Source organism: Amycolatopsis sp. NPDC006131 (genome assembly GCF_040614175.1).
GTDB classification, from domain to species: Bacteria; Actinomycetota; Actinomycetes; order Mycobacteriales; family Pseudonocardiaceae; genus Amycolatopsis_E; species Amycolatopsis_E tucumanensis.
Genome location: NZ_JBEXTX010000009.1, coordinates 1 through 19,155 on the forward strand (window position 1 = coordinate 1; position 19,155 = coordinate 19,155).

Below are 19,155 nucleotides of genomic sequence, written 5' to 3' on the forward strand. Positions count from 1 at the left end.
CCGACCGGTGTCAAGTTCTTCAACTGGATCGGCACCATGTGGAAGGGCCAGCTGAGCTTCGAGACGCCGATGATCTTCTCGGTCGGCTTCCTCGTGACCTTCCTCTTCGGTGGTCTGACCGGCATCCTGCTGGCCGCCCCGGCCATCGACTTCCACGTGTCGGACAGCTACTTCGTGGTGGCGCACTTCCACTACGTGCTCTACGGCACGATCGTGTTCGCGACCTTCGCCGGGATCTACTTCTGGTTCCCGAAGATCACCGGGCGGATGCTGGACGAGAAGCTGGGCAAGCTGCACTTCTGGACCACGTTCCTCGGCTTCCACGCCACCTTCCTGGTGCAGCACTGGCTGGGCGCGGAGGGCATGCCGCGCCGCTACGCCGACTACCTGGCCAGCGACGGCTTCACCACGCTGAACACGATCTCGACGATCGGCGCCTACATCCTGGGCGCGTCGACCCTGCCGTTCATCTACAACGTGTTCAAGAGCTACCGCTACGGCGAGCTCGTCACGGTGGACGACCCGTGGGGCTACGGCAACTCGCTGGAGTGGGCCACCTCGTGCCCGCCGCCGCGGCACAACTTCACCGAGCTGCCCCGGATCCGTTCCGAGCGCCCGGCGTTCGAGCTGCACTACCCGCACATGGTCGAGCGGATGCACCACGAGGGTGAGATCGGCTTCTTCGGCAAGCCGAAGGTCCACGCCGGGGTCAAGGCCCCGTCGCAGGCCCTCACCGACGCGGTCATCCCGGGCGACCACGACAAGGACAACGCGAGCGAGCAGTGATCCGCGGCGTCCGGGTAGGAACGAGACCATGACGCCAGTGCTGATCACGACGACCGGTCCGGACAAGCCGGGCGTCACGTCGGTGCTCTTCGCCGCTCTCACGCGGCACGGCGTCGAGATGCTCGACGTCGAACAGGTCGTCATCCGCGGCCGGCTCACCCTCGGTGTGCTGGTCGCGGTGGCCGACGACCCGGAGGGCCTGCAGGAGTCCGTCGAGCAGGCGATGGCCAGCGTGGCCATGCACGTCGACGTCCGGATCGGGGACGAGATCGGGGAAGACCCGTTCGCCCCCGCCCGGCAGGGCTCGACGCACGTCGCCGTGATCCTCGGGCGGCCGTTGACCGCCCGCGCGTTCACCGATTTCGCGGGCAGGCTGGCCGCGCTCGGGGCCAACATCGACGCGATCCGGCGCATCGCCGACTACCCGGTCACCGGGCTCGAGGTGCACCTGTCGGTCGCCGAGGACACCGAGCAGGCCGACACCGAGCTGCGGGCCGCGGTCGCCGATGTCGCGTCCGCCGGCGGCGTGGACATCGCCATCGAGCGCGGCGGGCTCGCGCGGCGGGCCAAGCGCCTGATCGTGTTCGACGTGGACTCGACCCTCATCCAGGGCGAGGTCATCGAGATGCTGGCCGCGCACGCCGGGGTCGAGCCGAAGGTCCGCGAGATCACCGAGGCCGCCATGCGTGGCGAGCTGAACTTCACCGAGTCGCTCGAACGGCGGGTCGGCCTGCTGGCCGGGCTGCCCGAGTCGGTGCTCGACGAGGTGGGTGAGCAGATCCAGCTGACCCCGGGAGCGCGCACCACGGTCCGGACGCTCAAGCGGCTCGGGTTCCGCTGCGGTGTCGTGTCCGGTGGGTTCACGCGGATCATCCAGCCGATCGCCGACCAGCTCGGGCTCGACTTCGTCGCGGCCAACGAGCTGGAGGTCGTCGGCGGCAAGCTCACCGGCCGGGTCGTCGGCGAGATCATCGACCGGGCCGGGAAGGCGACGGCGCTGCGCCGGTTCGCCGACCACTACGGCATCCCGCTCGCCCAGTGCGTGGCGGTCGGCGACGGCGCCAACGACATCGACATGCTCAAGGCGGCCGGCATGGGGGTCGCGTTCAACGCGAAGCCCGCGCTGCGCGAGGTCGCCGACACCGCGTTGTCCCACCCGTACCTCGACGCCGTGCTGTTCGTGCTCGGCGTCAGCCGCGCGGAGGTCGAGGCCGCCGACGCGGCCGACGGCCTCTCGCTCGCCCGGCCATGAGCGTTCTCGACCCGCTGGCCGCCCGGTACGCCACCTGGCTCGGGTTGCCCGCGGAGGAGACCGCGCTGCCGGAGGCCGCGCCCGAGGAGGTCCGGGCGATGCCGGTGATCCTGCGGCTGGAAAAGGCCGAACCGCCCTCGCGCACCCCGCTGCTCGAAGCCGCCGCCACCGCGGCGCTCGCCGTCTGCCTGGACGAACGCGCGCAGCCCGGCGGGGAGTGGCACGAGCCGGTGCACGACTGGGTGTCCGGGCACATCCGGAAGGTCGCCCGCCGGGCGCGGGGCGCGCACTGGGCCGCGGCGCAGGACTTCCCCGGCGTGACCGTGTCGGTCGAGGGGGCCGAGGTCCGCGCGCTGGTGCCGGGCCGCGTGGTCGACGTGCCGAAGGAGATCAGCCGCTTGCAGATCTCGGGCAGCGACCTGCCGCCCGACGAGCCCGGTCCCGCCCCGGAGGACCTGCCGTTGCTGCTGCTCAACCCCGAGGTCGCGATGACCGTCGGCAAGGCGGCCGCCCAGGTCGGTCACGGCACGATGATCCTCGCGTCGCTCCTCGGCGACGACGAACTGGCCGCGTGGGGCGAGCGTGGCTACGCGTGCGCGGTGCGGACCGCGACCGTGGACCAGTGGAAGCAGTTGCACCCGGGTGACGATCCCGCGGGGGCCTGGCGCGAGCGGCGGGTCGTCGCCGTGCGGGACGCCGGGTTCACCGAGGTCGACCCCGGGACCGTCACGGTCCTCGCCCAGTGGCGTTGACCCCGATCGAGGAGTGCGTGTGAGCCTGGACGTCCGCCGCGAGGGCGAGCACGAGTTCGTCGGGCGCAACGAGCGAGGCGCGTCGGTGCGGATCGGGCGGAAGGGCGCGCCCGGGTCGTTCTCGCCGGCGGAGCTGCTGCAGATCGCGGCGGCCGGGTGCGCCGCGGTGACGGCCGAGGAGCTGATCACGCGCCGGACGGACGCGCCGCTGCGCGTTGCGGTGACTGCCGACCGTCGCGAGGGCGCGTCCGAGCTGGACGCGGTGCACGTGCTCTTCGACGTCGACCTGTCGACCCTGCCGGACGACGAGCGGGAGAAGCTGGTGGCCACGGTGGACCGGGCCATCGAGCGGTTGTGCACGGTGTCGCGGACGCTGAAGAAGGGGATCCCGGTGACGGAGGAGTTCGCCGGTTAGACCGGAGGACGGCTGCTCGCGCCGGTAGGGCAGGCGGGGATTGGCGAGTGGGACGCGGGCCCTCGCGTGAGCGCTCGGCCCGCACCGGGGGATGGTTCGGGTGCGCCGAGCGCGGAGCTTGCGGCGGGGTGGTGACTCGCGCTGCTGACGCGCGCCGCTGAGCGCGGGGTTCGCGGCGGTGGGGTGGCGCTCGCGGTGCTGGGTGTGGCGCTCGCGTCGGTGGGCGCGGTGCGAGCCCCGGCGTCAGCCGGCGGCCGCGTCCAGGCGTTTGAGCGCCGCTTTCGCCACCTCGGGGTCGTAGGTCGGCCAGAACGGGGGGAGCGAGGAGCGCAGGAAGCCGCCGTAGCGGGCCGTTGCCAGGCGGGAGTCCAGCACCGCCACCACGCCCCTGTCGCCGACCGAGCGGTGCAGCCGTCCGGTGCCCTGCGCCAGCAGCAGCGCCGCGTGGGTGGCCGCGACCGTCAGGAAACCGTTGCCGCCGCGGGCTTCGACCGCCCGCTGGCGCGCCGACTGCACCGGGTCGTCCGGGCGGGGGAACGGGATCCGGTCGACGATCACCAGCTGCAGCGACGGGCCAGGCACGTCCACGCCCTGCCACAACGACAACGTCCCGAACAGGCAGGTCCGCGGGTCCTCCGCGAACTTCGTCACCAGCAGCGACGTCGTGTCCTCCCCCTGGCACAGGATCGGGAAGCCGACCCTGTCCCGCAGCTCCTCGGTCGCCTGCTTCGCCGCGCGCATCGACGAGAACAGGCCCAGCGTCCGGCCGCCCGCGGCCTCGATCAGCGACGCGATCTCGTCCAGCGTCTTCTCACCCAGCCCGTCGCGGCCCGGCGGCGGCAGGTGCTTCGCCATGTAGAGGATCCCGTTGCGCCGGTGGTCGAACGGCGAACCGACGTCCAGACCGGTCCACTTCAGCTCGTCGTCGTCCGCGGGCGGCGCCTTCTCCGTCGCCATGCCCTCCGCGGCGACCACTCGCGCCTGCGACGGCGGCAGCCCCCACTGCCGCGCCAGCGTGTCGAACGCGCCGCCCAGCGCCAGCGTCGCCGACGTCAGCACCGTCGTCTTCTGCGCGAACACCCGCTCCCGCAACAACCCGGCCACCGACAGCGGCGCCACGTGCAGCATCGGCGGCCTGCTGCTGAACGAGAACTTGTCGTTGGACAGCCACACCACGTCCCGCTGGTGCGCGGTGTCCTCGGCGAACGCGTCGAGCAGCCGCACCGCGGTGTCGTGCACCTCCTCCAGCTGCGAGCGCGCGAGCTTGCGGGCCGTGGCCTCCTCTACGTCCTCCTTGCGGTCCGAACCCAGCGCGCTCAGGCACGCGTGCGCGCCGTCCCGCACCGCGGCCACCGCGCCGCCCAGCGCCTTCGGCAGCGTGTCCAGCCGCCCGGCCGGCATGTCCTCCAGGATCATCGCCAGGCCCTCGGAAGCCTCCTGCAGCCGGTCGGCCGTGTCGGCGTCGATCAGCTTCCCGCAGCGCCGCACCGCCACCGCGACCGCCGACGACGTCAGCTCGCCCGTCGCGACCGACGTGACGCGGTCGACCAGCTCGTGCGCCTCGTCGATGATCACCAGGTCGTGCTCCGGCAGCACCTGGTAGCCCTGCAGCGCGTCGATCGCCAGCAGCGCGTGGTTGGTGACCACCACGTCCGCCTTGCCCGCTTCACCGCGCGCCCGCTCCGCGAAGCAGTCCTGGCCGATGGGGCAGCGCGCCACGCCGAGGCACTCCTTGGCGGTGACCGACACCTGCCGCCACGCCTGCTCGGTCACGCCGGGCACCAGCTCGTCGCGGTCACCGGTCTCGGTGTCGGAGGCCCACTCGCGCAGCCGCGTGACCTCCTTGCCCAGCCGCGACACCGCGAACGGGTCGAACAGGGCCGGGTCCTCCGGCTCCTCCGGCGCGCCGGAGTCGAGCCGGTGCAGGCACAGGTAGTTGCGGCGGCCCTTGAGGATCGCGAACGTCGGCATCCGGCCCAGCGGCTTCTTCAGCGCCTTCGCCAGCCGGGGCAGGTCGCGGTCGACGAGCTGGCGCTGCAGCGCGATCGTCGCCGTCGACACGACCACCGTGGTGTCCTTCTCGACCGCGTGCCGGATGGCCGGGACCAGGTACGCCAGCGACTTCCCGGTGCCCGTGCCCGCCTGCACGGCCAGGTGCTCGCCGGTGCGGATGGCGCGGCCGACCGCCTCGGCCATCTTGACCTGCCCCGGGCGCTCCGCACCGCCGAGCGCCTCGACAGCGGTCGTGAGGAGCTCGTTGACACCGGGGAACGCAGTACGGACGGCCACCAGGACACGGTACCGGGGGCCACCGTCAAGACCGGGCCGCCGCCCCGCTCCGGGCAAGTCCGGGATCCACTCGTCCGGGTGGCATCCGGGCGGGTGGGTCAGGCTCGCCGCGGGTCCTGCCGATTGTCGAGGAGGCATTTCCTCAGGCGAAAGGAGCGGCTCATGAAGCGGGCCAGGCGGATCGTGGCGGTGGGGGCCCTGTTCGGGGCGGTGGTGGCCGCGCCGGCGACCGCGCAGGCGCAGGCCGAAGCGACCGGCGCCGGTTCGGTGGGCGCGGTCGACATCACGGTCGACGGCGTGTCGGCCCACGCGGACCCGATCGCGCCGTGCGTCGTGGACACCACCGCGGAGGGCCGCACCGACCCGATCACCGTCGGCACCCGCACGAAGTACGGCCTGGGCAGCACCACCTGCACCCGCAACGCCGACGGCACGGCGAGCGTGAAGGTGACCGGCCAGCGGTTCGAGACCAGTGTGCTGCAGCAGTTCGGCGGGCCGGTGATCAAGGCGAGGACGTTCGGCGCGGGCTGCAACACCACGGCCAACGGCAGCAACGGCTACATGTCGCTGGGCACCGTCACGGGCATCACGGTGCCGCAGAACATCCCGCCGAACCACGTGATCACCATCCCGGGCACGACGCCGGGCGCGCCGCCGATGGCCGAGGTCGTGCTGAACGAGCTCGTCGTGCCGGTGCCCGCGGACGGCAGCCTCACGACGAACGCCATGCACATCAAGCTGTTCCCGCAGGGCGGCCCAGCTTCCGGCGACATCCTCGTCGGGTCCGCGAGCTGCTCGCCGTTCGGGCTCTGACGGCTCAGGCGTAGCGGTCGGCGGTCGCGGCCAGCCGGGAGGCCCGCTTGCCCAGCTCGTCCAGGCGGCCGCCGTCCAGGGCGTCGCCGAGCAGCGGGGATCCGACGCCGACCGCGAGAGCGCCCGCCGCCAGGTAAGCGTCCACATCGGACAGTTCCACCCCGCCCGCGGGCACCAGCGGCACCTCCGGCAGCGCGGCCTGGACCTCCTCCAGGTACCGCGCCCCGCCGGCGGTGGCCGCCGGGTGGAGCTTCACCGCCGCCGGGCCGTAGCGCCAGGCCGCGTCCACCTCCGTGGGCGTGAGCGCGCCGCACACGATGGGCAGCGCGTACTCCTGCGCCCGCCACAGCACGTCCGGCGAAAAGACCGTCGTCGCGACGAAGTCCACGCCCGCCGCGGCGCACCGGTCCACCGCGGCGACCGTGCGCACCCCGCCGGCGCCGATCAACGCGTCCTGCCCCAGTTCGGCCTGCAGGACGCCGATCGCGTCCAGCGCGCCCGGTGTCGTCAGGTCGACCTCCAGCACGCCGAGCCCGGCCTCGTAGAGGACCTGGCCGGCGTCGGCGAACCAGGACGGGTCGTCCGCGCGCAGGATCGCCACCACACGGCCGGTCGCCAGCCGCTCCCGGAAGCGGTTGTTGTGCTTCCGCAGGACGGTGCGCATCAGCCGACCCGCGGGGTGCCCACGAGATCCACGTCCGCGGCCCGCAGCTGTTCCAGCGCGTTGTCCACGGTCTCGCGGGCCACGCCCGCGGTGAGGTCCAGCAGGACCCGCACCGAGAACCCGGCCGCCGCCGCGTCCAGCGCGCTCGCCCGCACGCAGTGGTCCGTCGCGATGCCGACCACGTCGACCTCGGTGATCTGCCGCTCGCGCAACCAGTCGACGAGCTTCTCACCGGCGTCGGTGTGGCCCTCGAACCCGGAGTAGCCGTCGCTGTACTGGCCTTTCGAGAACACCGCGGTGATCGGCCCGACGTCGAGCGCAGGGTGGAACGACGCGCCCGGCGTCCCGGCCTCGCAGTGCCGCGGCCACGACCGCACGTAGTCCGGGTTCTCGCTGAAGTGCGCGCCGGGGTCGATGTGGTAGTCGCGGGTCGCGGCGACCGCCGAATAGCCGCCGCGGGCGAGGTGCTCAGTGATCTTCGCGGCCACCTCGGCCCCGCCGGTGACGGCGAGTGAGCCGCCTTCGCAGAAGTCGTTCTGCACGTCGACGACGATCAGTGCCCTGCTCATCACGCCTCCTGGGGGAAGACGGTGGGGATCGCGGGTTCGCCGCTGGAGAGCTTGAGGCCCTCCCACGGCAGGCTGACCAGGCCCTCGCGCAGCCGCTGACGGCTGTCCTCCAGCGTGGGCAGGCCGTCGACCGGCTTGCCGCCGCGCACCAGCGGGATCGGCAGCTCGCGGTCGTTCTCCCCGGCCTCGGGGCGCTGGCCGGCCGCGTAGACGACCTCCTCCAGCGCGGTGCCGGTCGGCTTGTGGCGGCGCAGCGCGGACTTCTCGCCACCGCGCGAGGCCTTGTTCTCGCTGCGCTTGGCGACCGGGCGGCCGTCGACCTCGACCAGCTTGTAGACCATCCCGGCGGTCGGCGCGCCGGACCCGGTGACCACCGACGTGCCCACGCCGTAGGCGTCGACCGGCTCGGCGCGCAGGGCGGCGATCGCGTGCTCGTCGAGGTCGCCGGACACCACGATCCGGGTGTCCTTCGCGCCGAGCGAGTCGAGCTGCTCGCGCGCCTTGCGGGCCAGCACGCCCACGTCGCCGGAGTCGATGCGGACCGCGCCCAGCTCCGGGCCCGCCACGCGCACCGCGGTCTCGATGCCGCGGGTGATGTCGTAGGTGTCGACCAGGAGGGTGGTGTCGGTGCCCATCTTCTCGACCTGGGCGCGGAAGGCGTCCTCTTCGCTGTCGTGCAGCAGCATGAACGCGTGCGCCACGGTGCCGCGGGTCGGGATGCCGTAGCGGCGCCCGGCCTCCAGGTTCGACGTGGTGGCGAATCCGCCGATGTAGGCGGCGCGCGCGGCGGCGACCGCGGCCATCTCGTGCGTGCGGCGGCCGCCCATCTCGATGATCGGCCTGCCGTGCGCGGCCGAGGACATGCGGGCCGCGGCGGAGGCGATCGCGCTGTCGTGGTTGAGGATGGACAGCGCGACGGTCTCCAGCAGGACCGCCTCGGCGAAGGTCCCCCGAACGGTGAGGATCGGCGAGCCGGGGAAGTACAGCTCGCCCTCGGGGTAGCCGTCGACGTCGCCGCCGAACCGGTAGTTCGCCAGCCACGACAGCGTGTCGTCGTCGACCACCGCGGTGGCCGCGAGCTGGTCGATCTCGGCGTCGGTGAACCGGAAGTCGGCGATCGCCTCCAGCACGCGCCCGGTGCCGGCGACCACGCCGTAGCGCCGTCCGGCGGGCAGGCGGCGGGCGAAGACCTCGAACACACACTGGCGGTCGCCGGTGCCGTCGGCGAGGGCGCTGCCCAGCATGGTGAGCTCGTAGTGGTCGGTCAGCAGGGCCGTGCTGCCGTGCGTCTCGGGGAAACCCATGGGATCAGACTATGAGGTACTTGCGCGTTCGGCCGAATCACCCGAACAGACCCACCACCGGTCCACGCCGTGCCGGTTCCGTGACACCATGGGGCGCATGACCACGCCTGTCGCATCCGAACAGACGCAGGTTGAACCACTCGGCACCGAGGCAGGCGCCGAAGACCAGCCGTGGCAGACGATCGTCTGGAACGACCCGGTGAACCTGATGTCGTACGTGACGTACGTCTTCCAGAAGCTGTTCGGCTACAGCCGCGACCACGCCACCAAGCTGATGCTGGACGTGCACCACAAGGGGCGCGCGGTGGTGTCCTCGGGCACGAAGGAGAAGGTCGAGGCGGACGTGACGAAACTGCACGCCGCGGGACTGTGGGCGACGATGGAGCACACTTCGTGAGGGGCTGGCAGCGCAAGGGCGGCCGCATCCACGCCGGGTTCGAGCAGCAGGAGGCCGCGGTGCTGCGCGGCCTGGTGAGCCAGCTCGAGGACATGCTGCGGGCGCGCGCCGAGGAGGCGCCGCAGGACCCGCTGGCCGAGCTGACCGGCATCCGCACCGGCCCGTCGCAGTCGCCGGACGACCCGGTGCTGTCCCGCCTGCTGCCGGACTACCACAAGATCGACCCGGACACGCCCAGCCAGGAGGTCCTGGACTCGGCGAGCGCGCTGCGGTCGCTGCACGAGCCTGAGCTGGTCGACGCGAAGGTCGGCGTCGCCGCGGTGGTCATGGAGACCCTGCCGCGCGACGGCGGCGACGTGAAGCTGACCTACGAGCAGGCCGACGCGTGGCTGTCCGCGCTCAACGACGTCCGGCTGGCGCTGGGCACGGCGCTGGACGTCACCGAGGACATGCCCGACGAGCTGCCGGAGGACGATCCGCGCTCGCCCCACCTCGGGGTCTACCACTGGCTGACCTGGGTGCAGGAAAGCCTGGTGCAGGCGCTCACCGCATGATCACGGACGTGCCCGGGGTGCTGGTCGGGCACCACCACCGGATCGGGGACGGCTGGGCGACCGGGACGACGGTCGTGCTCGCGCCGCCCGGCACGACGGGCGCGGTCGACCAGCGCGGCGGTGCGCCCGGCACGCGCGAGACGAACCTGCTGGAACCGGAGAACCTGGTCCGGTACGTCGACGCGATCTGCCTGTCCGGCGGCAGCGCCTACGGGCTGGCGGCCGCGGACGGGGTGATGCGGTGGCTGGCCGAGCGGGACCGCGGGTTCCAGGTCGGCGTCGAGCCGCACGAGGTGGTGCCGATCGTGCCGGGCGCGGTGATCTTCGACCTGCCCCGGTCGGCGTGGGGCAACCGGCCGGACGCCTCCTTCGGGTACGCCGCCTGCGAGGCCGCGAGCACCGCGGTCGAGCAGGGCTGCGTCGGCGCGGGAGCGGGTGCGACGGTCGGCTCGCTGAAGGGCGGGGTCGGCACGGCGAGCGAGCGGGTCGGCGACTTCGTGGTCGGGGCGCTCGCGGTGGTCAACGCGCGTGGCGAGGCGGTGTCGTTCGACAGCGGCCGCCCGTTCGCGGCGGATCACGAGGTCGCGGGCGAGTTCAGCGTGCGCTGGCCGGAGCGGGCGGCGTCGGTGCCCGGCCGGGACGCGGACCTGAACACCACGATCGGCGTGGTGGCGGTCGACGCGGACCTGTCGAAGGCCGAGTGCCGCCGCCTGGCGGTCGCGGCGCAGGACGGCCTGGCCCGCGCGGTGCGCCCCGCGCACTCGATGTTCGACGGCGACACGGTGTTCGCGCTGGCCACGGGCGCGCGGGACCTGCCGGCGGCCGAAGGCCCCTTCGGGGTGACCACACGTGCGGCAGGCCTGGACGACCTGTGCGCGGCGGCGGCGCGGGTCTTCGCGCGGGCCTGCGTGCACGGGCTGGTGAGCGCCGTCGGAGTGGCGGGCGTGCCCGCGTACCGCGACGTGTGGCCGGAAGCGTTCGAGTAACGCGGCTGGTCCCGGAGCGATCTGATGGCCGTGGAAAAGGCCTGGGCGGTCGTCGTGCACAACGACGACGTGAACTCGTACCAGACGGTGATCTTCGCACTGCACAGCGTGGTCGGGCTCGCCGTCGAGCGGGGCATGGAATTCGCCGACGTCGTGCATCACCAGGGGGCGGCCGAGCTCACCCGGTTCAGCGCGCGCGAGCAGGCCGAGGGGCTGGTCGCCGAGCTGCAGGTGCTCGGTCTGCACGCCACGGTGCAGGGCGTCTGACGTGGACTTCCTGAACGCTCAGCCGTTGCCCGGCGGCCAGGTCCTGGTCGAGATGTCGTCGAACGTCGGCCAGTGCCTCTACAGCATCGCGGGCGAACTGCTGACCGCGCTGGAAACCGGCTACCGCGGTCGGCGCAGGCTCCGGAACGAGGACCTCTTCCCCGACGCCTACCTGCTCATCCGCGAGGCCAGGGCGTTCCGGGAACGCCACGGCGCGGCGATGCGCGAGAGCGTGACCGCCGCGGTCCGGGCCGTGGTGCGCGGGTGGACCGGCGCGACCGCGTTCACCCTGGATGCGGCGTGGCAGCGCGCGTGGATCATCACTTTCGGCCACGCGCAGGTCCTCTACCTGCGGAACCCCCGGTGGCGGGACCGGCGCGCCTGGGCGCGTCTCCCGGTCAGCCAGCGGGACTACACGCTCGAGTGGCTCGCGCACGCTCAGGACGACGTCGCGCTGGCGTGCGCAGTCTCACTCTGTGAACCCCCGGTGTCCGGCACGTAAGATGTCCGTCGTGCTTCGGATCCGCCGTGAACTCGTCGACGAGATCGTCGCCCACGCTCGCCGGGACCACCCGGACGAGGCGTGCGGCGTGATCGCCGGGCCCGAGGGCTCCGACCGCCCCGAGCGGTTCATCCCCATGCTGAACGCGGCCCGCTCGCCGACGTTCTACGAGTTCGACTCCGGTGACCTGCTCAAGCTCTACCGCGAGATGGACGCGAACGACGAGGTCCCGGTCGTGATCTACCACTCGCACACCGCGACCGAGGCCTACCCGTCACGCACCGACGTGTCCTACGCCTCCGAGCCCGACGCGCACTACGTGCTGGTCTCCACCCGCGACCCCGAGACGCACGAGTTCCGGTCGTACCGGATCGTCGACGGGGTCGTCACCGAAGAGCCCGTGGAGATCACGGAATAAACGCCGGGCAGCCCGACGTCAGACCTGGAAGAAACCCAAGCGGAGGTAGTTACCCATGGCCGTGACCGTGTCCATCCCCACCATCCTGCGCACGCACACGGGTGGTCAGAAGTCGGTCGAGGCGGCCGGCAAGACCGTGGCCGAGGTGATCGACGACATCGAGTCGCGCCACGGTGGCCTCAAGGCCCGCCTGGTCAAGGAGGACAAGCTCCACCGCTTCGTCAACGTCTACGTCAACGACGAGGACGTGCGCTTCGCCGGCGGTCTGGACGCCGAGGTCAAGGACGGCGACACGGTCACCATCCTGCCCGCGGTGGCCGGCGGCGCCCGCTAGGTCATGGCCCGGTACGAATCGCTGCTCGAAGCCCTCGGCGGCACGCCGCTGGTGGGGTTGCCCCGGCTGTCCCCGACGCACGACGTGCGCCTGTGGGCCAAGCTGGAGGACCGCAACCCGACCGGCTCGATCAAGGACCGGCCCGCGCTGGCCATGATCGAGGCCGCCGAGCGCGAGGGCAGGCTGCGCCGGGGCTCGACGATCCTCGAACCGACCTCGGGCAACACCGGCATCTCGCTGGCGATGGCCGCGAAGCTCAAGGGCTACGGCCTGGTGTGCGTGATGCCGGAGAACACCTCGGCCGAGCGCAAGCAGCTGCTGCAGGCCTACGGCGCGCGGATCGTGTTCTCGCCGGCCGCGGGCGGCTCCAACGAGGCCGTGCGGCGCGCCAAGGAGCTGGCGGAGAAGAACCCGGACTGGGTGATGCTCTACCAGTACGGCAACCCGGCCAACCCGGACGCGCACTACCGCACGACCGGGCCGGAGCTGCTGAAGGACCTGCCGACGATCACGCACTTCGTCGGTGGCCTCGGCACCACGGGCACGCTGGTCGGCGTCGGCCGGTACCTGCACGAGCAGAAGCCGGACGTGCAGATCATCGCCGCCGAGCCGCGGTACGGCGAGCTGGTGTACGGGCTGCGCAACCTCGACGAGGGGTTCGTGCCGGAGCTGTACGACCCGGACGTGCTCAACGGCCGCTACTCGGTGGGCGCCTACGACGCGCTGCGCCGCACGCGTGAGCTGCTGGAGCACGAGGGCATCTTCGCCGGCATCTCCACCGGCGCGGTGCTGCACGCCGCGCTCGGGGTGGCCGAGAAGGTCGCCGCGAAGGGCGAGAAGGCCGACATCGCGTTCATCGTCGCCGACGCCGGGTGGAAGTACCTGTCGACCGGCGCGTACAGCGGCACGCTGGACGAGGCCGCCGAGCGCCTCGACGGGCAGCTCTGGGCCTAGGAACCACGCGCGAACGCCCCTCTCCCGGCTGGGAGAGGGGCGTTTTCGCTGTTCAGGCCGTGGGCGAGACGATGTCGGCGGACAGTGGCGCGACCGCGCCGATGATCGTGTTCGTGGTCTCCTCCGGCACCCCGGCGGCCAGCAGCGACTCGGTGAGGTGCTTCGCGACGAGGTCGAAGTGGTGCTGGGCGATGCCGCGGCCGCGGTGCACGTCCTTCATCGACCGGCCCCGGTACTCGTCAGGCCCGCCGAGCGCGGCGGCGAAGAACTCGACCTGCATGCCCTTCAGACGCGGCAGGTTGGTGCCGGTGAAGAAGGGAGCCAGTTCGGCGTCGTCGAGCACCCGCTCGTAGAAGTCGTCGACCACGGCGATCAGCGCGTCCTGCCCGCCGATCTGTTCGTAGATGCTCGTCACGTGCGTTCCTCCAGGCAGTGGTGGTCACCTGCCCCCAGCGAAACGGAGCGTGGTTTCCGCCGGGTAATACCGGTGTCAATTCAGGGTTTTCACCCGATTCCGCACACCAGCGCCGCTCGTACCGTGGAGTCATGAGCACGCTGCCCGCACCCCAGGCCGACCAGGCGAAGCGCGTCCTGTCGGCGAAGCCGAAGACCGCCGCGCTCGTGGTGCTCGCGTTCACCGCGCTGCTGTACCTCGTCGAGGGCGTCGACGTCGTGCTGGACAACCGGCTCGACGCGGAGGGCATCGCGCCGCGCTCGCTCGGCGGGCTGGACGGCGTCGTGTGGGCGCCGCTGCTGCACGGCAGCTGGGCGCACCTGCTCGCCAACACCCTGCCGGTCATGGTGTTCGCCTTCCTCGCGATGGCGAGCGGGATCGCCCGCTGGGCGCTGGTCACGGCGACGATCTGGCTGGTCAGCGGCATCGGGGTGTGGCTCACCTCGGAACCGGGCACGATCACCATCGGCGCGTCCGGGCTCGCCTTCGGCTGGCTGGCCTACCTGCTGGTCCGCGGGCTGTTCAACCGGGCGTTCTGGCAGATCGCGCTCGCCGCGGTGCTGTTGATCGGCTGGGGCGGGATGCTGTGGGGCGTGCTGCCCGGCCAGCCCGGCATTTCCTGGCAGGCGCACCTGTTCGGCGCGCTCGGCGGTGTTCTCGCGGCCTGGTTCGCCGCGCGGGCGGGCCGGAAGCGGGCGGTACCCTCGAAGCCGTGAGCAGTCGTGAGGCCCCGATCGGTGTGTTCGATTCCGGAGTCGGGGGCCTCACGGTCGCCCGCGCGATCCTGAACCAGCTGCCGTCCGAGCAGCTGCGCTACGTCGGGGACACCGCGCACAACCCGTACGGCCCGCTGCCCATCGCACGGGCGCGGGAACTGGCGCTCACCGCGCTGGACAAGCTCGTCGCGGACGGGGCGAAGGCCCTGGTCATCGCGTGCAACACGGCGTCGGCGGCGTGCCTGCGGGACGCGCGCGAGCGCTACGACGTCCCGGTGATCGAGGTCGTGCTGCCCGCCGTGCGCCGGGCCGTCGCCGCCACCCACACGGGTCGCATCGGCGTGATCGGCACCGAGGGCACGATCCGCTCCCGCGCCTACGAGGACGCCTTCGCCGCGGCGCGCGACGTGTCGGTCACCAGCGTCGCGTGCCCCCGGTTCGTCGACTTCGTCGAGCGCGGCGTCACGTCCGGCCGCCAGGTGCTCGGCCTCGCGCAGGGCTACCTCGAACCGCTGTTGCGTGCCGAGGTCGACACCCTCGTGCTCGGCTGCACGCACTACCCGCTGCTGACCGGGGTCCTGCAGATCGTCATGGGCCCGGACGTGACGCTCGTCTCCAGCGCCGAGGAGACCGCCAAGGACGTCGTCCGCGTGCTCACCGAACAGGACATGCTGGCCGAACGGGACGTTCCGCCCCAGCACGAGTTCATCGCGACCGGCTCGCCGGAGCCGTTCGTCCGGCTCGCACAGCGCTTCATGGGATTCGCACCCGGCGTGCTCTCGCCGATCAGCGCCTGAGCTGGCAGGGTGTTGTCCCGTGCGACTGACGATCCTCGGTTGCTCGGGCAGCGTTCCCGGCCCGGGCCAGCCCGCGTCCGGATACCTGCTCGAAGCGGACGGTTTCCTGCTCGGCCTCGAGTTCGGCAACGGCGTGTTCGCCGAGCTGCAGCAGCGGCGTGACCCCTTCGACCTCGACGCGCTGGTGTTGTCGCACCTGCACCCGGACCACTGCGCGGACTTCAGCGCGCTGACCGTGCTGCGCCGCTACCACCCGGCCCCGCCGTACGACACCACCGCGCGCCGGCTCCCGGTGCACGCCCCGGCGAACGCGCCGGTCCGGCTGGCGATGGCGTACGCGCCGAACGAGGCGGAGCTGGCCGAGACCGACCTGTCCGACGTCTACGAGTTCCACGCCCTGTCCGGCGATCCGGTGAAGATCGGCCCGTTCGAGGTCACCGCGATCCCGGTGGTCCACCCGACCGAGGCGTTCGGGTTACGGGTGCGGCACGCCGGCCGCACGCTCGCCTACACCGGCGACACCGGGCCCTGCGACGCACTGGCCGACCTGGTCCGCGACGTCGACGTCCTGCTCGCCGAGGCGTCCTGGACCGACGCCGCGGACCGGCCGCCTGGCGTGCACCTGTCCGGCAAGCAGGCGGGCGAGCTGGCGCGGGACGCGGGTGTGGAGCGCCTGCTCATCACGCACGTCGCGCCGTGGAGCGACCGGAACGCCATCCTCGCCGAGGCCCGGGCGGTCTTCCCCGGCGCTGCGCTCGTCGAGCGGGGCGCGGTCTACGACGTCTGAGGCCCGCCGCAGCGCCGCCCAGCAGGCCAGCCCGATCGGGATGATCAACCAGCAGGACAGCAGCCGGTAGGTGAGCACCGCCGCGGCGGCCGCCGGTTCCGCCGCGCCCGCGGAGACCAGCCCGGTGAGCAGGCTGACCTCGATGACGCCGATGCCGCCCGGGGTGAGCGGGATCTGCCGCACGAGCTGCACCGCGAGGTAGACCGTGGCCAGTTCGAGCAGACCGAGGCCGATGCCGAAGGCGCGGGCCGCCGCGATCAGGCACACCAGGTCGCCGAGCCAGTTCGCGGTGGCCGCGGCCAGCGCGAGCAGCCAGTGCCGGGGCGCGATCGCGCTCGACTGCCGGGACACCAGCGTGACCAGCAGGACCGCGCCCACGACGAGGGCCGCCGCGGCCGCCGGGTGGATCGCGGCCAGCGCCCCGGTGCCGTAGAGCAGCGCCAGCCCCAGCGCCGACAGCACGCCGGAGAGCACCATCACGGCGGCGGCCGACTTCCGGTCCGCGCCGCCTGCCCGGAACTGCTGGAACGCGTAGGCGGCGGACACCGCCGAACCGGCGGGCAGGCTGATCGAGATGGCGGACCGGCCGTAGGACAGGGCCAGGATCCGGCGGCGCTGCAGGGTCACGCCGAACGCGGTGAGCAGCCGCCGCTGCTGGCGGGCGAACATCCCCATCGACACGAACTCGGCGGCCGCCGCCACGGCCAGCCACCCGGGGTCCGCCTCGCGGAGCGCGGCGCCGATCTCCGCGGGCGAGGGGACGCGGTCGCGCAGGGTCAGGACCACGATCGCGAGGACGGCCACGAGCCCGAGGCCGGTCAAGAGTCTGCGCCGCATCACGCACCCCCTAATTCACCTTACGATGAATTCTCCGCGCGGGCGCGAGTTTGTCAACATGTGCTGAATTACGTCGGCAGGTAGTCCTCGGCCAGCGCGTCGGCGTAGGCGGTGAACAGGGCCAGGAAGTTCAGCGTGCCGGCCGGGGCGTCGAACTCGGCGAGGTCGTAGGCCAGGTGTGAGCCGCGGTGGGCGGGCACGTCGTTGGTGACGTCGGTGAACCAGTCCAGGAAGGTCAGCTGCCGCTGGTCGCCCGGGCCGACCGGCGGGGTCAGCAGGTCGAGCAGCATCGGGCGGCTGCGCAGCGTCCACCGGTAGAACTCGGAGAACTGGTAGAAGCGCTCCTCGACCGGAGTTGCGGCGATGCCGTGCACCCGCTCGGCCAGCGCGACGCCGTACTCGGTCGAGGCCTGCTCGGCCTCGCTCCACGCGCGGTCGTGCGCCGAACGGGCCGTCAGCTTCCCGTCACGCAGGTGGGTGAGGTAGCTCGCCCACAAGGTCGCACCGGGGTTGCCGAAGGTGTCCGTGCTGTCCCCGCGGGCCAGCGCGATGCCCCGTTCGATGCCCTCCAGAATCCCGGCATCCACATAGGACACCCAGGTGCCCGGAGCGCCCAGCCCGCGGTCGGCGAAGAACTCCAGCACCCCCTCGATGTTGCGCCACCGCGGCGCGTAACCGGGGACGACCTCCGCCGCCGGACCGGCCGACATCGCGCGCACGAACTCCAGGCGCTGCGCGATCGTCATCCCGTCGATGTCCTCGGCGGTGCAGGTCAGCGTCTCCGCGCAAGTGGCGGTGGACGCGGTGGCGGGTGCGGCGGTCAGGCACAGCAGGCAGGCGAGCAGGGTCGCGAAGGCGGCGCGCATGAACAGGCACAGTAGCGGGGTTCTACGCTGCACGCGTGGTGCGAAAAGACGGCAGGAACGACGACCAGCTCCGCGACGTGAAGATCACGCGGGGATTCCAGCAGTGGCCGGCCGGCTCGGTGCTCATCGAGTTCGGCAACACGAAGGTGCTCTGCGCGGCGAGCGTCAGCGAGGGCGTGCCGCGGTGGCGGACCGGATCGGGTCTCGGGTGGGTGACCGCCGAGTACGCCATGCTGCCCTCGGCCACGCACGACCGCGGCGACCGCGAGTCGGTCAAGGGCCGGATCGGCGGGCGGACGCACGAGATCAGCAGGCTGATCGGCCGCTCCCTGCGGGCGTGCATCGACCTGGCCGCGCTCGGCGAGAACACGATCCAGCTCGACTGCGACGTGATCCAGGCCGACGGCGGCACCCGCACGGCCGCGATCACCGGCGCCTACGTGGCGCTGGCCGACGCGGTCACCTGGCTCGCGGCGGCCGGGCGGCTGGCTGATCCGCAACCGCTTTCCGCCATGGTGTCCGCGGTCAGCGTCGGCGTGGTGGACGGGCGCGTGCGCCTGGACCTGCCCTACGAAGAGGACTCGCGGGCCGAGGTCGACATGAACGTCGTCGCCACCGACGCCGGCACGCTCATCGAGGTGCAGGGCACCGGCGAGGGCGCGACCTTCACCCGTTCCACTTTGGACAAGATGCTGGACCTGGCGCAGACCGGGTGCGCGGAGCTGACCCGGCTGCAGACGGCGGCGCTGGCCGAGCCGTACCCGTACGAGCTGCCGGAGCCGGTCACGGGCAAGAAGAAGGGCTCGAAGTGAGCCGCGTCCTGCTGGCCACCCGCAACGCCAAGAAGCTCGGCGAGCTGCGGCGCATCCTCGCGGCCGAGGGGGTCGAGGGGCTGGAGGTGGTCGGTCTCGCCGACGTGCCGGAGTTCCCCGAGGCGCCGGAGACCGGCGCGACCTTCGAGGAGAACGCGGTCGCCAAGGCCAGGGACGCCGTCGCGGCCACCGGCCTGCCCGCCATCGCGGACGACTCCGGCCTGGCGGTGGACGCGTTGAACGGGATGCCCGGCGTGCTGTCCGCCCGCTGGGCCGGACGGCACGGCGACGACCAGGCGAACCTGGACCTGGTGCTCGCCCAGCTCACCGACACCCCGGACGAGCGCCGGGGCGCGGACTTCGTGTGCGCGGCGGCGCTGGTGCTGCCGGGCGGCGAGGAGACGGTGGTGCGCGGCGAATGGCGCGGCCGGCTGATCCGGAAGTCGCGGGGCACCAACGGGTTCGGCTACGACCCGATCTTCGTGCCGGAGGGGGAGACCCGCACGTCGGCGGAGATGGAACCGGCGGAGAAGGACGCTTCGTCCCACCGCGGTCGCGCGCTGCGGGCGCTGTTGCCGGCGTTGCGGGAACTCGCCGGGCGCTGAGGTTTGGAGCCCGGGAGCCACCCTG

Annotated in this window: 24 protein-coding genes and 1 pseudogene; 18 read left to right on the forward strand and 7 right to left on the reverse strand. The window is 72.4% G+C overall.

All coding sequences use genetic code 11. From position 1 onward, the window contains the following. From ABZ215_RS07680 to ABZ215_RS07695, 4 genes are all read left to right on the forward strand, one after another. Positions 1-786 (forward strand): cbb3-type cytochrome c oxidase subunit I (locus ABZ215_RS07680; protein ID WP_354948587.1); only part of this gene is annotated, 786 nt, incomplete at its 5' end. A 28-nt stretch (positions 787-814) separates the two neighbouring features. Further along, positions 815-2,038, forward strand: coding sequence for a phosphoserine phosphatase SerB (gene serB / locus ABZ215_RS07685; protein ID WP_354713676.1), 1,224 nt, complete (start codon positions 815-817; stop codon positions 2,036-2,038). Beyond that, positions 2,035-2,790 carry a peptidyl-tRNA hydrolase gene (locus tag ABZ215_RS07690; RefSeq protein ID WP_020422426.1) on the forward strand — a complete coding sequence of 252 codons (756 nt, stop codon included), beginning with the start codon at positions 2,035-2,037 and terminating at the stop codon, positions 2,788-2,790. The genes serB and ABZ215_RS07690 overlap by 4 nt, the downstream gene beginning before the upstream one ends. A gap of 19 nt (positions 2,791-2,809) precedes the next feature. Continuing rightward, the gene (locus ABZ215_RS07695) at positions 2,810-3,205 is read left to right on the forward strand and encodes an OsmC family protein (RefSeq protein ID WP_354948590.1); all 396 of its coding nucleotides are present in this window, start codon (positions 2,810-2,812) and stop codon (positions 3,203-3,205) included. A gap of 243 nt (positions 3,206-3,448) precedes the next feature. On the opposite strand, the gene ABZ215_RS07700 is transcribed toward ABZ215_RS07695, so the two are convergent. After that, on the reverse strand, positions 3,449-5,494 hold the full coding sequence (locus tag ABZ215_RS07700; RefSeq protein WP_237339952.1) for an ATP-dependent DNA helicase: 2,046 nt from the start codon (positions 5,492-5,494) through the stop codon (positions 3,449-3,451). 162 nt (positions 5,495-5,656) lie between these two features. Here ABZ215_RS07700 and ABZ215_RS07705 point away from each other — a divergent pair, with 162 nt between their 5' ends. After that, the gene (locus ABZ215_RS07705) at positions 5,657-6,307 is read left to right on the forward strand and encodes a choice-of-anchor P family protein (protein ID WP_354948592.1); all 651 of its coding nucleotides are present in this window, start codon (positions 5,657-5,659) and stop codon (positions 6,305-6,307) included. A gap of 4 nt (positions 6,308-6,311) precedes the next feature. Here the strand turns inward: ABZ215_RS07705 and ABZ215_RS07710 are convergent, their stop codons facing one another. Genes ABZ215_RS07710 through ABZ215_RS07720 form a run of 3 tightly spaced genes read right to left on the reverse strand, consistent with a single transcriptional unit; the run spans position 6,312 to position 8,844 of the window. Then, the gene (locus tag ABZ215_RS07710; RefSeq protein ID WP_354948594.1) at positions 6,312-6,971 is read right to left on the reverse strand and encodes a bifunctional 4-hydroxy-2-oxoglutarate aldolase/2-dehydro-3-deoxy-phosphogluconate aldolase; all 660 of its coding nucleotides are present in this window, start codon (positions 6,969-6,971) and stop codon (positions 6,312-6,314) included. Continuing rightward, entirely contained in the window at positions 6,971-7,540 is a 570-nt protein-coding gene (locus ABZ215_RS07715) for an isochorismatase family protein (RefSeq protein WP_020422431.1), read from the reverse strand. The genes ABZ215_RS07710 and ABZ215_RS07715 overlap by 1 nt, the downstream gene beginning before the upstream one ends. After that, entirely contained in the window at positions 7,540-8,844 is a 1,305-nt protein-coding gene (locus ABZ215_RS07720; RefSeq protein ID WP_354948596.1) for a nicotinate phosphoribosyltransferase, read from the reverse strand. Before ABZ215_RS07720 ends, ABZ215_RS07715 begins: the two co-directional genes overlap by 1 nt. A 97-nt stretch (positions 8,845-8,941) precedes the next feature. Here ABZ215_RS07720 and clpS point away from each other — a divergent pair, with 97 nt between their 5' ends. Genes clpS through ABZ215_RS07760 form a run of 8 tightly spaced genes read left to right on the forward strand, consistent with a single transcriptional unit; the run spans position 8,942 to position 13,256 of the window. Beyond that, positions 8,942-9,241 (forward strand): ATP-dependent Clp protease adapter ClpS, encoded by a 300-nt coding sequence (gene clpS, locus ABZ215_RS07725; protein WP_017987362.1) that lies wholly within the window; start codon positions 8,942-8,944, stop codon positions 9,239-9,241. Next, positions 9,238-9,795 (forward strand): DUF2017 domain-containing protein, encoded by a 558-nt coding sequence (locus ABZ215_RS07730; RefSeq protein WP_020422433.1) that lies wholly within the window; start codon positions 9,238-9,240, stop codon positions 9,793-9,795. The genes clpS and ABZ215_RS07730 overlap by 4 nt, the downstream gene beginning before the upstream one ends. Further along, positions 9,792-10,781, forward strand: a complete 990-nt coding sequence (locus ABZ215_RS07735; RefSeq protein ID WP_354948598.1) for a P1 family peptidase — start codon at positions 9,792-9,794, stop codon at positions 10,779-10,781. Before ABZ215_RS07730 ends, ABZ215_RS07735 begins: the two co-directional genes overlap by 4 nt. A 24-nt stretch (positions 10,782-10,805) precedes the next feature. Further along, positions 10,806-11,048, forward strand: a complete 243-nt coding sequence (locus ABZ215_RS07740; RefSeq protein ID WP_354948600.1) for an ATP-dependent Clp protease adaptor ClpS — start codon at positions 10,806-10,808, stop codon at positions 11,046-11,048. A gap of 1 nt (position 11,049) precedes the next feature. Further along, positions 11,050-11,550: a hypothetical protein gene (locus ABZ215_RS07745; RefSeq protein WP_354948602.1), complete on the forward strand. Its 501-nt coding sequence runs from the start codon at positions 11,050-11,052 to the stop codon at positions 11,548-11,550. Between the two features lies 1 nt (position 11,551). Next, entirely contained in the window at positions 11,552-11,968 is a 417-nt protein-coding gene (locus tag ABZ215_RS07750) for a M67 family metallopeptidase (RefSeq protein ID WP_017987367.1), read from the forward strand. 55 nt (positions 11,969-12,023) lie between these two features. Continuing rightward, complete coding sequence (locus ABZ215_RS07755; protein ID WP_017987368.1) at positions 12,024-12,302, forward strand: MoaD/ThiS family protein; 279 nt, start codon at positions 12,024-12,026, stop codon at positions 12,300-12,302. 3 nt (positions 12,303-12,305) lie between these two features. Next, positions 12,306-13,256, forward strand: a complete 951-nt coding sequence (locus ABZ215_RS07760) for a cysteine synthase (protein ID WP_237339956.1) — start codon at positions 12,306-12,308, stop codon at positions 13,254-13,256. Between the two features lie 52 nt (positions 13,257-13,308). Here the strand turns inward: ABZ215_RS07760 and ABZ215_RS07765 are convergent, their stop codons facing one another. Then, positions 13,309-13,671: a group 1 truncated hemoglobin gene (locus ABZ215_RS07765; protein ID WP_020422438.1), complete on the reverse strand. Its 363-nt coding sequence runs from the start codon at positions 13,669-13,671 to the stop codon at positions 13,309-13,311. 131 nt (positions 13,672-13,802) lie between these two features. Here ABZ215_RS07765 and ABZ215_RS07770 point away from each other — a divergent pair, with 131 nt between their 5' ends. The 3 genes from ABZ215_RS07770 to ABZ215_RS07780 are packed head-to-tail and all read left to right on the forward strand — an operon-like array spanning position 13,803 to position 16,010. Beyond that, positions 13,803-14,426 carry a rhomboid family intramembrane serine protease gene (locus ABZ215_RS07770; protein ID WP_354948605.1) on the forward strand — a complete coding sequence of 208 codons (624 nt, stop codon included), beginning with the start codon at positions 13,803-13,805 and terminating at the stop codon, positions 14,424-14,426. After that, positions 14,423-15,223, forward strand: coding sequence for a glutamate racemase (gene murI, locus ABZ215_RS07775; RefSeq protein WP_354948607.1), 801 nt, complete (start codon positions 14,423-14,425; stop codon positions 15,221-15,223). Before ABZ215_RS07770 ends, murI begins: the two co-directional genes overlap by 4 nt. Positions 15,224-15,242: 19 nt before the next feature. Next, positions 15,243-16,010 carry an MBL fold metallo-hydrolase gene (locus ABZ215_RS07780; RefSeq protein WP_237339957.1) on the forward strand — a complete coding sequence of 256 codons (768 nt, stop codon included), beginning with the start codon at positions 15,243-15,245 and terminating at the stop codon, positions 16,008-16,010. Positions 16,011-16,034: 24 nt separating this feature from the next. On the opposite strand, the pseudogene ABZ215_RS07785 reads toward ABZ215_RS07780, so the two are convergent. Together ABZ215_RS07785 and ABZ215_RS07790 are read right to left on the reverse strand one after the other, a co-directional pair. After that, positions 16,035-16,847: pseudogene (locus tag ABZ215_RS07785) on the reverse strand (YbhN family protein); the annotation flags it as partial. 68 nt (positions 16,848-16,915) lie between these two features. Beyond that, entirely contained in the window at positions 16,916-17,713 is a 798-nt protein-coding gene (locus ABZ215_RS07790) for a hypothetical protein (RefSeq protein ID WP_354948609.1), read from the reverse strand. A gap of 35 nt (positions 17,714-17,748) precedes the next feature. On the opposite strand from ABZ215_RS07790, the gene rph reads away from it, so the two are divergent. After that, the gene (gene rph / locus ABZ215_RS07795) at positions 17,749-18,525 is read left to right on the forward strand and encodes a ribonuclease PH (protein WP_020422444.1); all 777 of its coding nucleotides are present in this window, start codon (positions 17,749-17,751) and stop codon (positions 18,523-18,525) included. After that, complete coding sequence (gene rdgB / locus ABZ215_RS07800) at positions 18,522-19,130, forward strand: RdgB/HAM1 family non-canonical purine NTP pyrophosphatase (protein ID WP_354948611.1); 609 nt, start codon at positions 18,522-18,524, stop codon at positions 19,128-19,130. The genes rph and rdgB overlap by 4 nt, the downstream gene beginning before the upstream one ends. Positions 19,131-19,155: the final 25 nt, after the last annotated feature.

Excerpts from the sequence above, each read along its gene's own strand:
- ABZ215_RS07750 (WP_017987367.1), top strand. The coding sequence starts at position 11,552 with ATGTCCGTCGTGCTTCGGATCCGCCGTGAACTCGTCGACGAGATCGTC.
- ABZ215_RS07720 (WP_354948596.1), bottom strand. The coding sequence starts at position 8,844 with ATGGGTTTCCCCGAGACGCACGGCAGCACGGCCCTGCTGACCGACCAC.
- ABZ215_RS07740 (WP_354948600.1), top strand. The coding sequence starts at position 10,806 with ATGGCCGTGGAAAAGGCCTGGGCGGTCGTCGTGCACAACGACGACGTG.
- serB (WP_354713676.1), top strand. The coding sequence starts at position 815 with ATGACGCCAGTGCTGATCACGACGACCGGTCCGGACAAGCCGGGCGTC.
- ABZ215_RS07770 (WP_354948605.1), top strand. The coding sequence starts at position 13,803 with ATGAGCACGCTGCCCGCACCCCAGGCCGACCAGGCGAAGCGCGTCCTG.
- ABZ215_RS07790 (WP_354948609.1), bottom strand. The coding sequence starts at position 17,713 with ATGCGCGCCGCCTTCGCGACCCTGCTCGCCTGCCTGCTGTGCCTGACC.
- ABZ215_RS07710 (WP_354948594.1), bottom strand. The coding sequence starts at position 6,971 with ATGCGCACCGTCCTGCGGAAGCACAACAACCGCTTCCGGGAGCGGCTG.
- ABZ215_RS07760 (WP_237339956.1), top strand. The coding sequence starts at position 12,306 with ATGGCCCGGTACGAATCGCTGCTCGAAGCCCTCGGCGGCACGCCGCTG.
- ABZ215_RS07715 (WP_020422431.1), bottom strand. The coding sequence starts at position 7,540 with ATGAGCAGGGCACTGATCGTCGTCGACGTGCAGAACGACTTCTGCGAA.
- ABZ215_RS07735 (WP_354948598.1), top strand. The coding sequence starts at position 9,792 with ATGATCACGGACGTGCCCGGGGTGCTGGTCGGGCACCACCACCGGATC.
- ABZ215_RS07705 (WP_354948592.1), top strand. The coding sequence starts at position 5,657 with ATGAAGCGGGCCAGGCGGATCGTGGCGGTGGGGGCCCTGTTCGGGGCG.
- ABZ215_RS07690 (WP_020422426.1), top strand. The coding sequence starts at position 2,035 with ATGAGCGTTCTCGACCCGCTGGCCGCCCGGTACGCCACCTGGCTCGGG.
- ABZ215_RS07755 (WP_017987368.1), top strand. The coding sequence starts at position 12,024 with ATGGCCGTGACCGTGTCCATCCCCACCATCCTGCGCACGCACACGGGT.
- clpS (WP_017987362.1), top strand. The coding sequence starts at position 8,942 with ATGACCACGCCTGTCGCATCCGAACAGACGCAGGTTGAACCACTCGGC.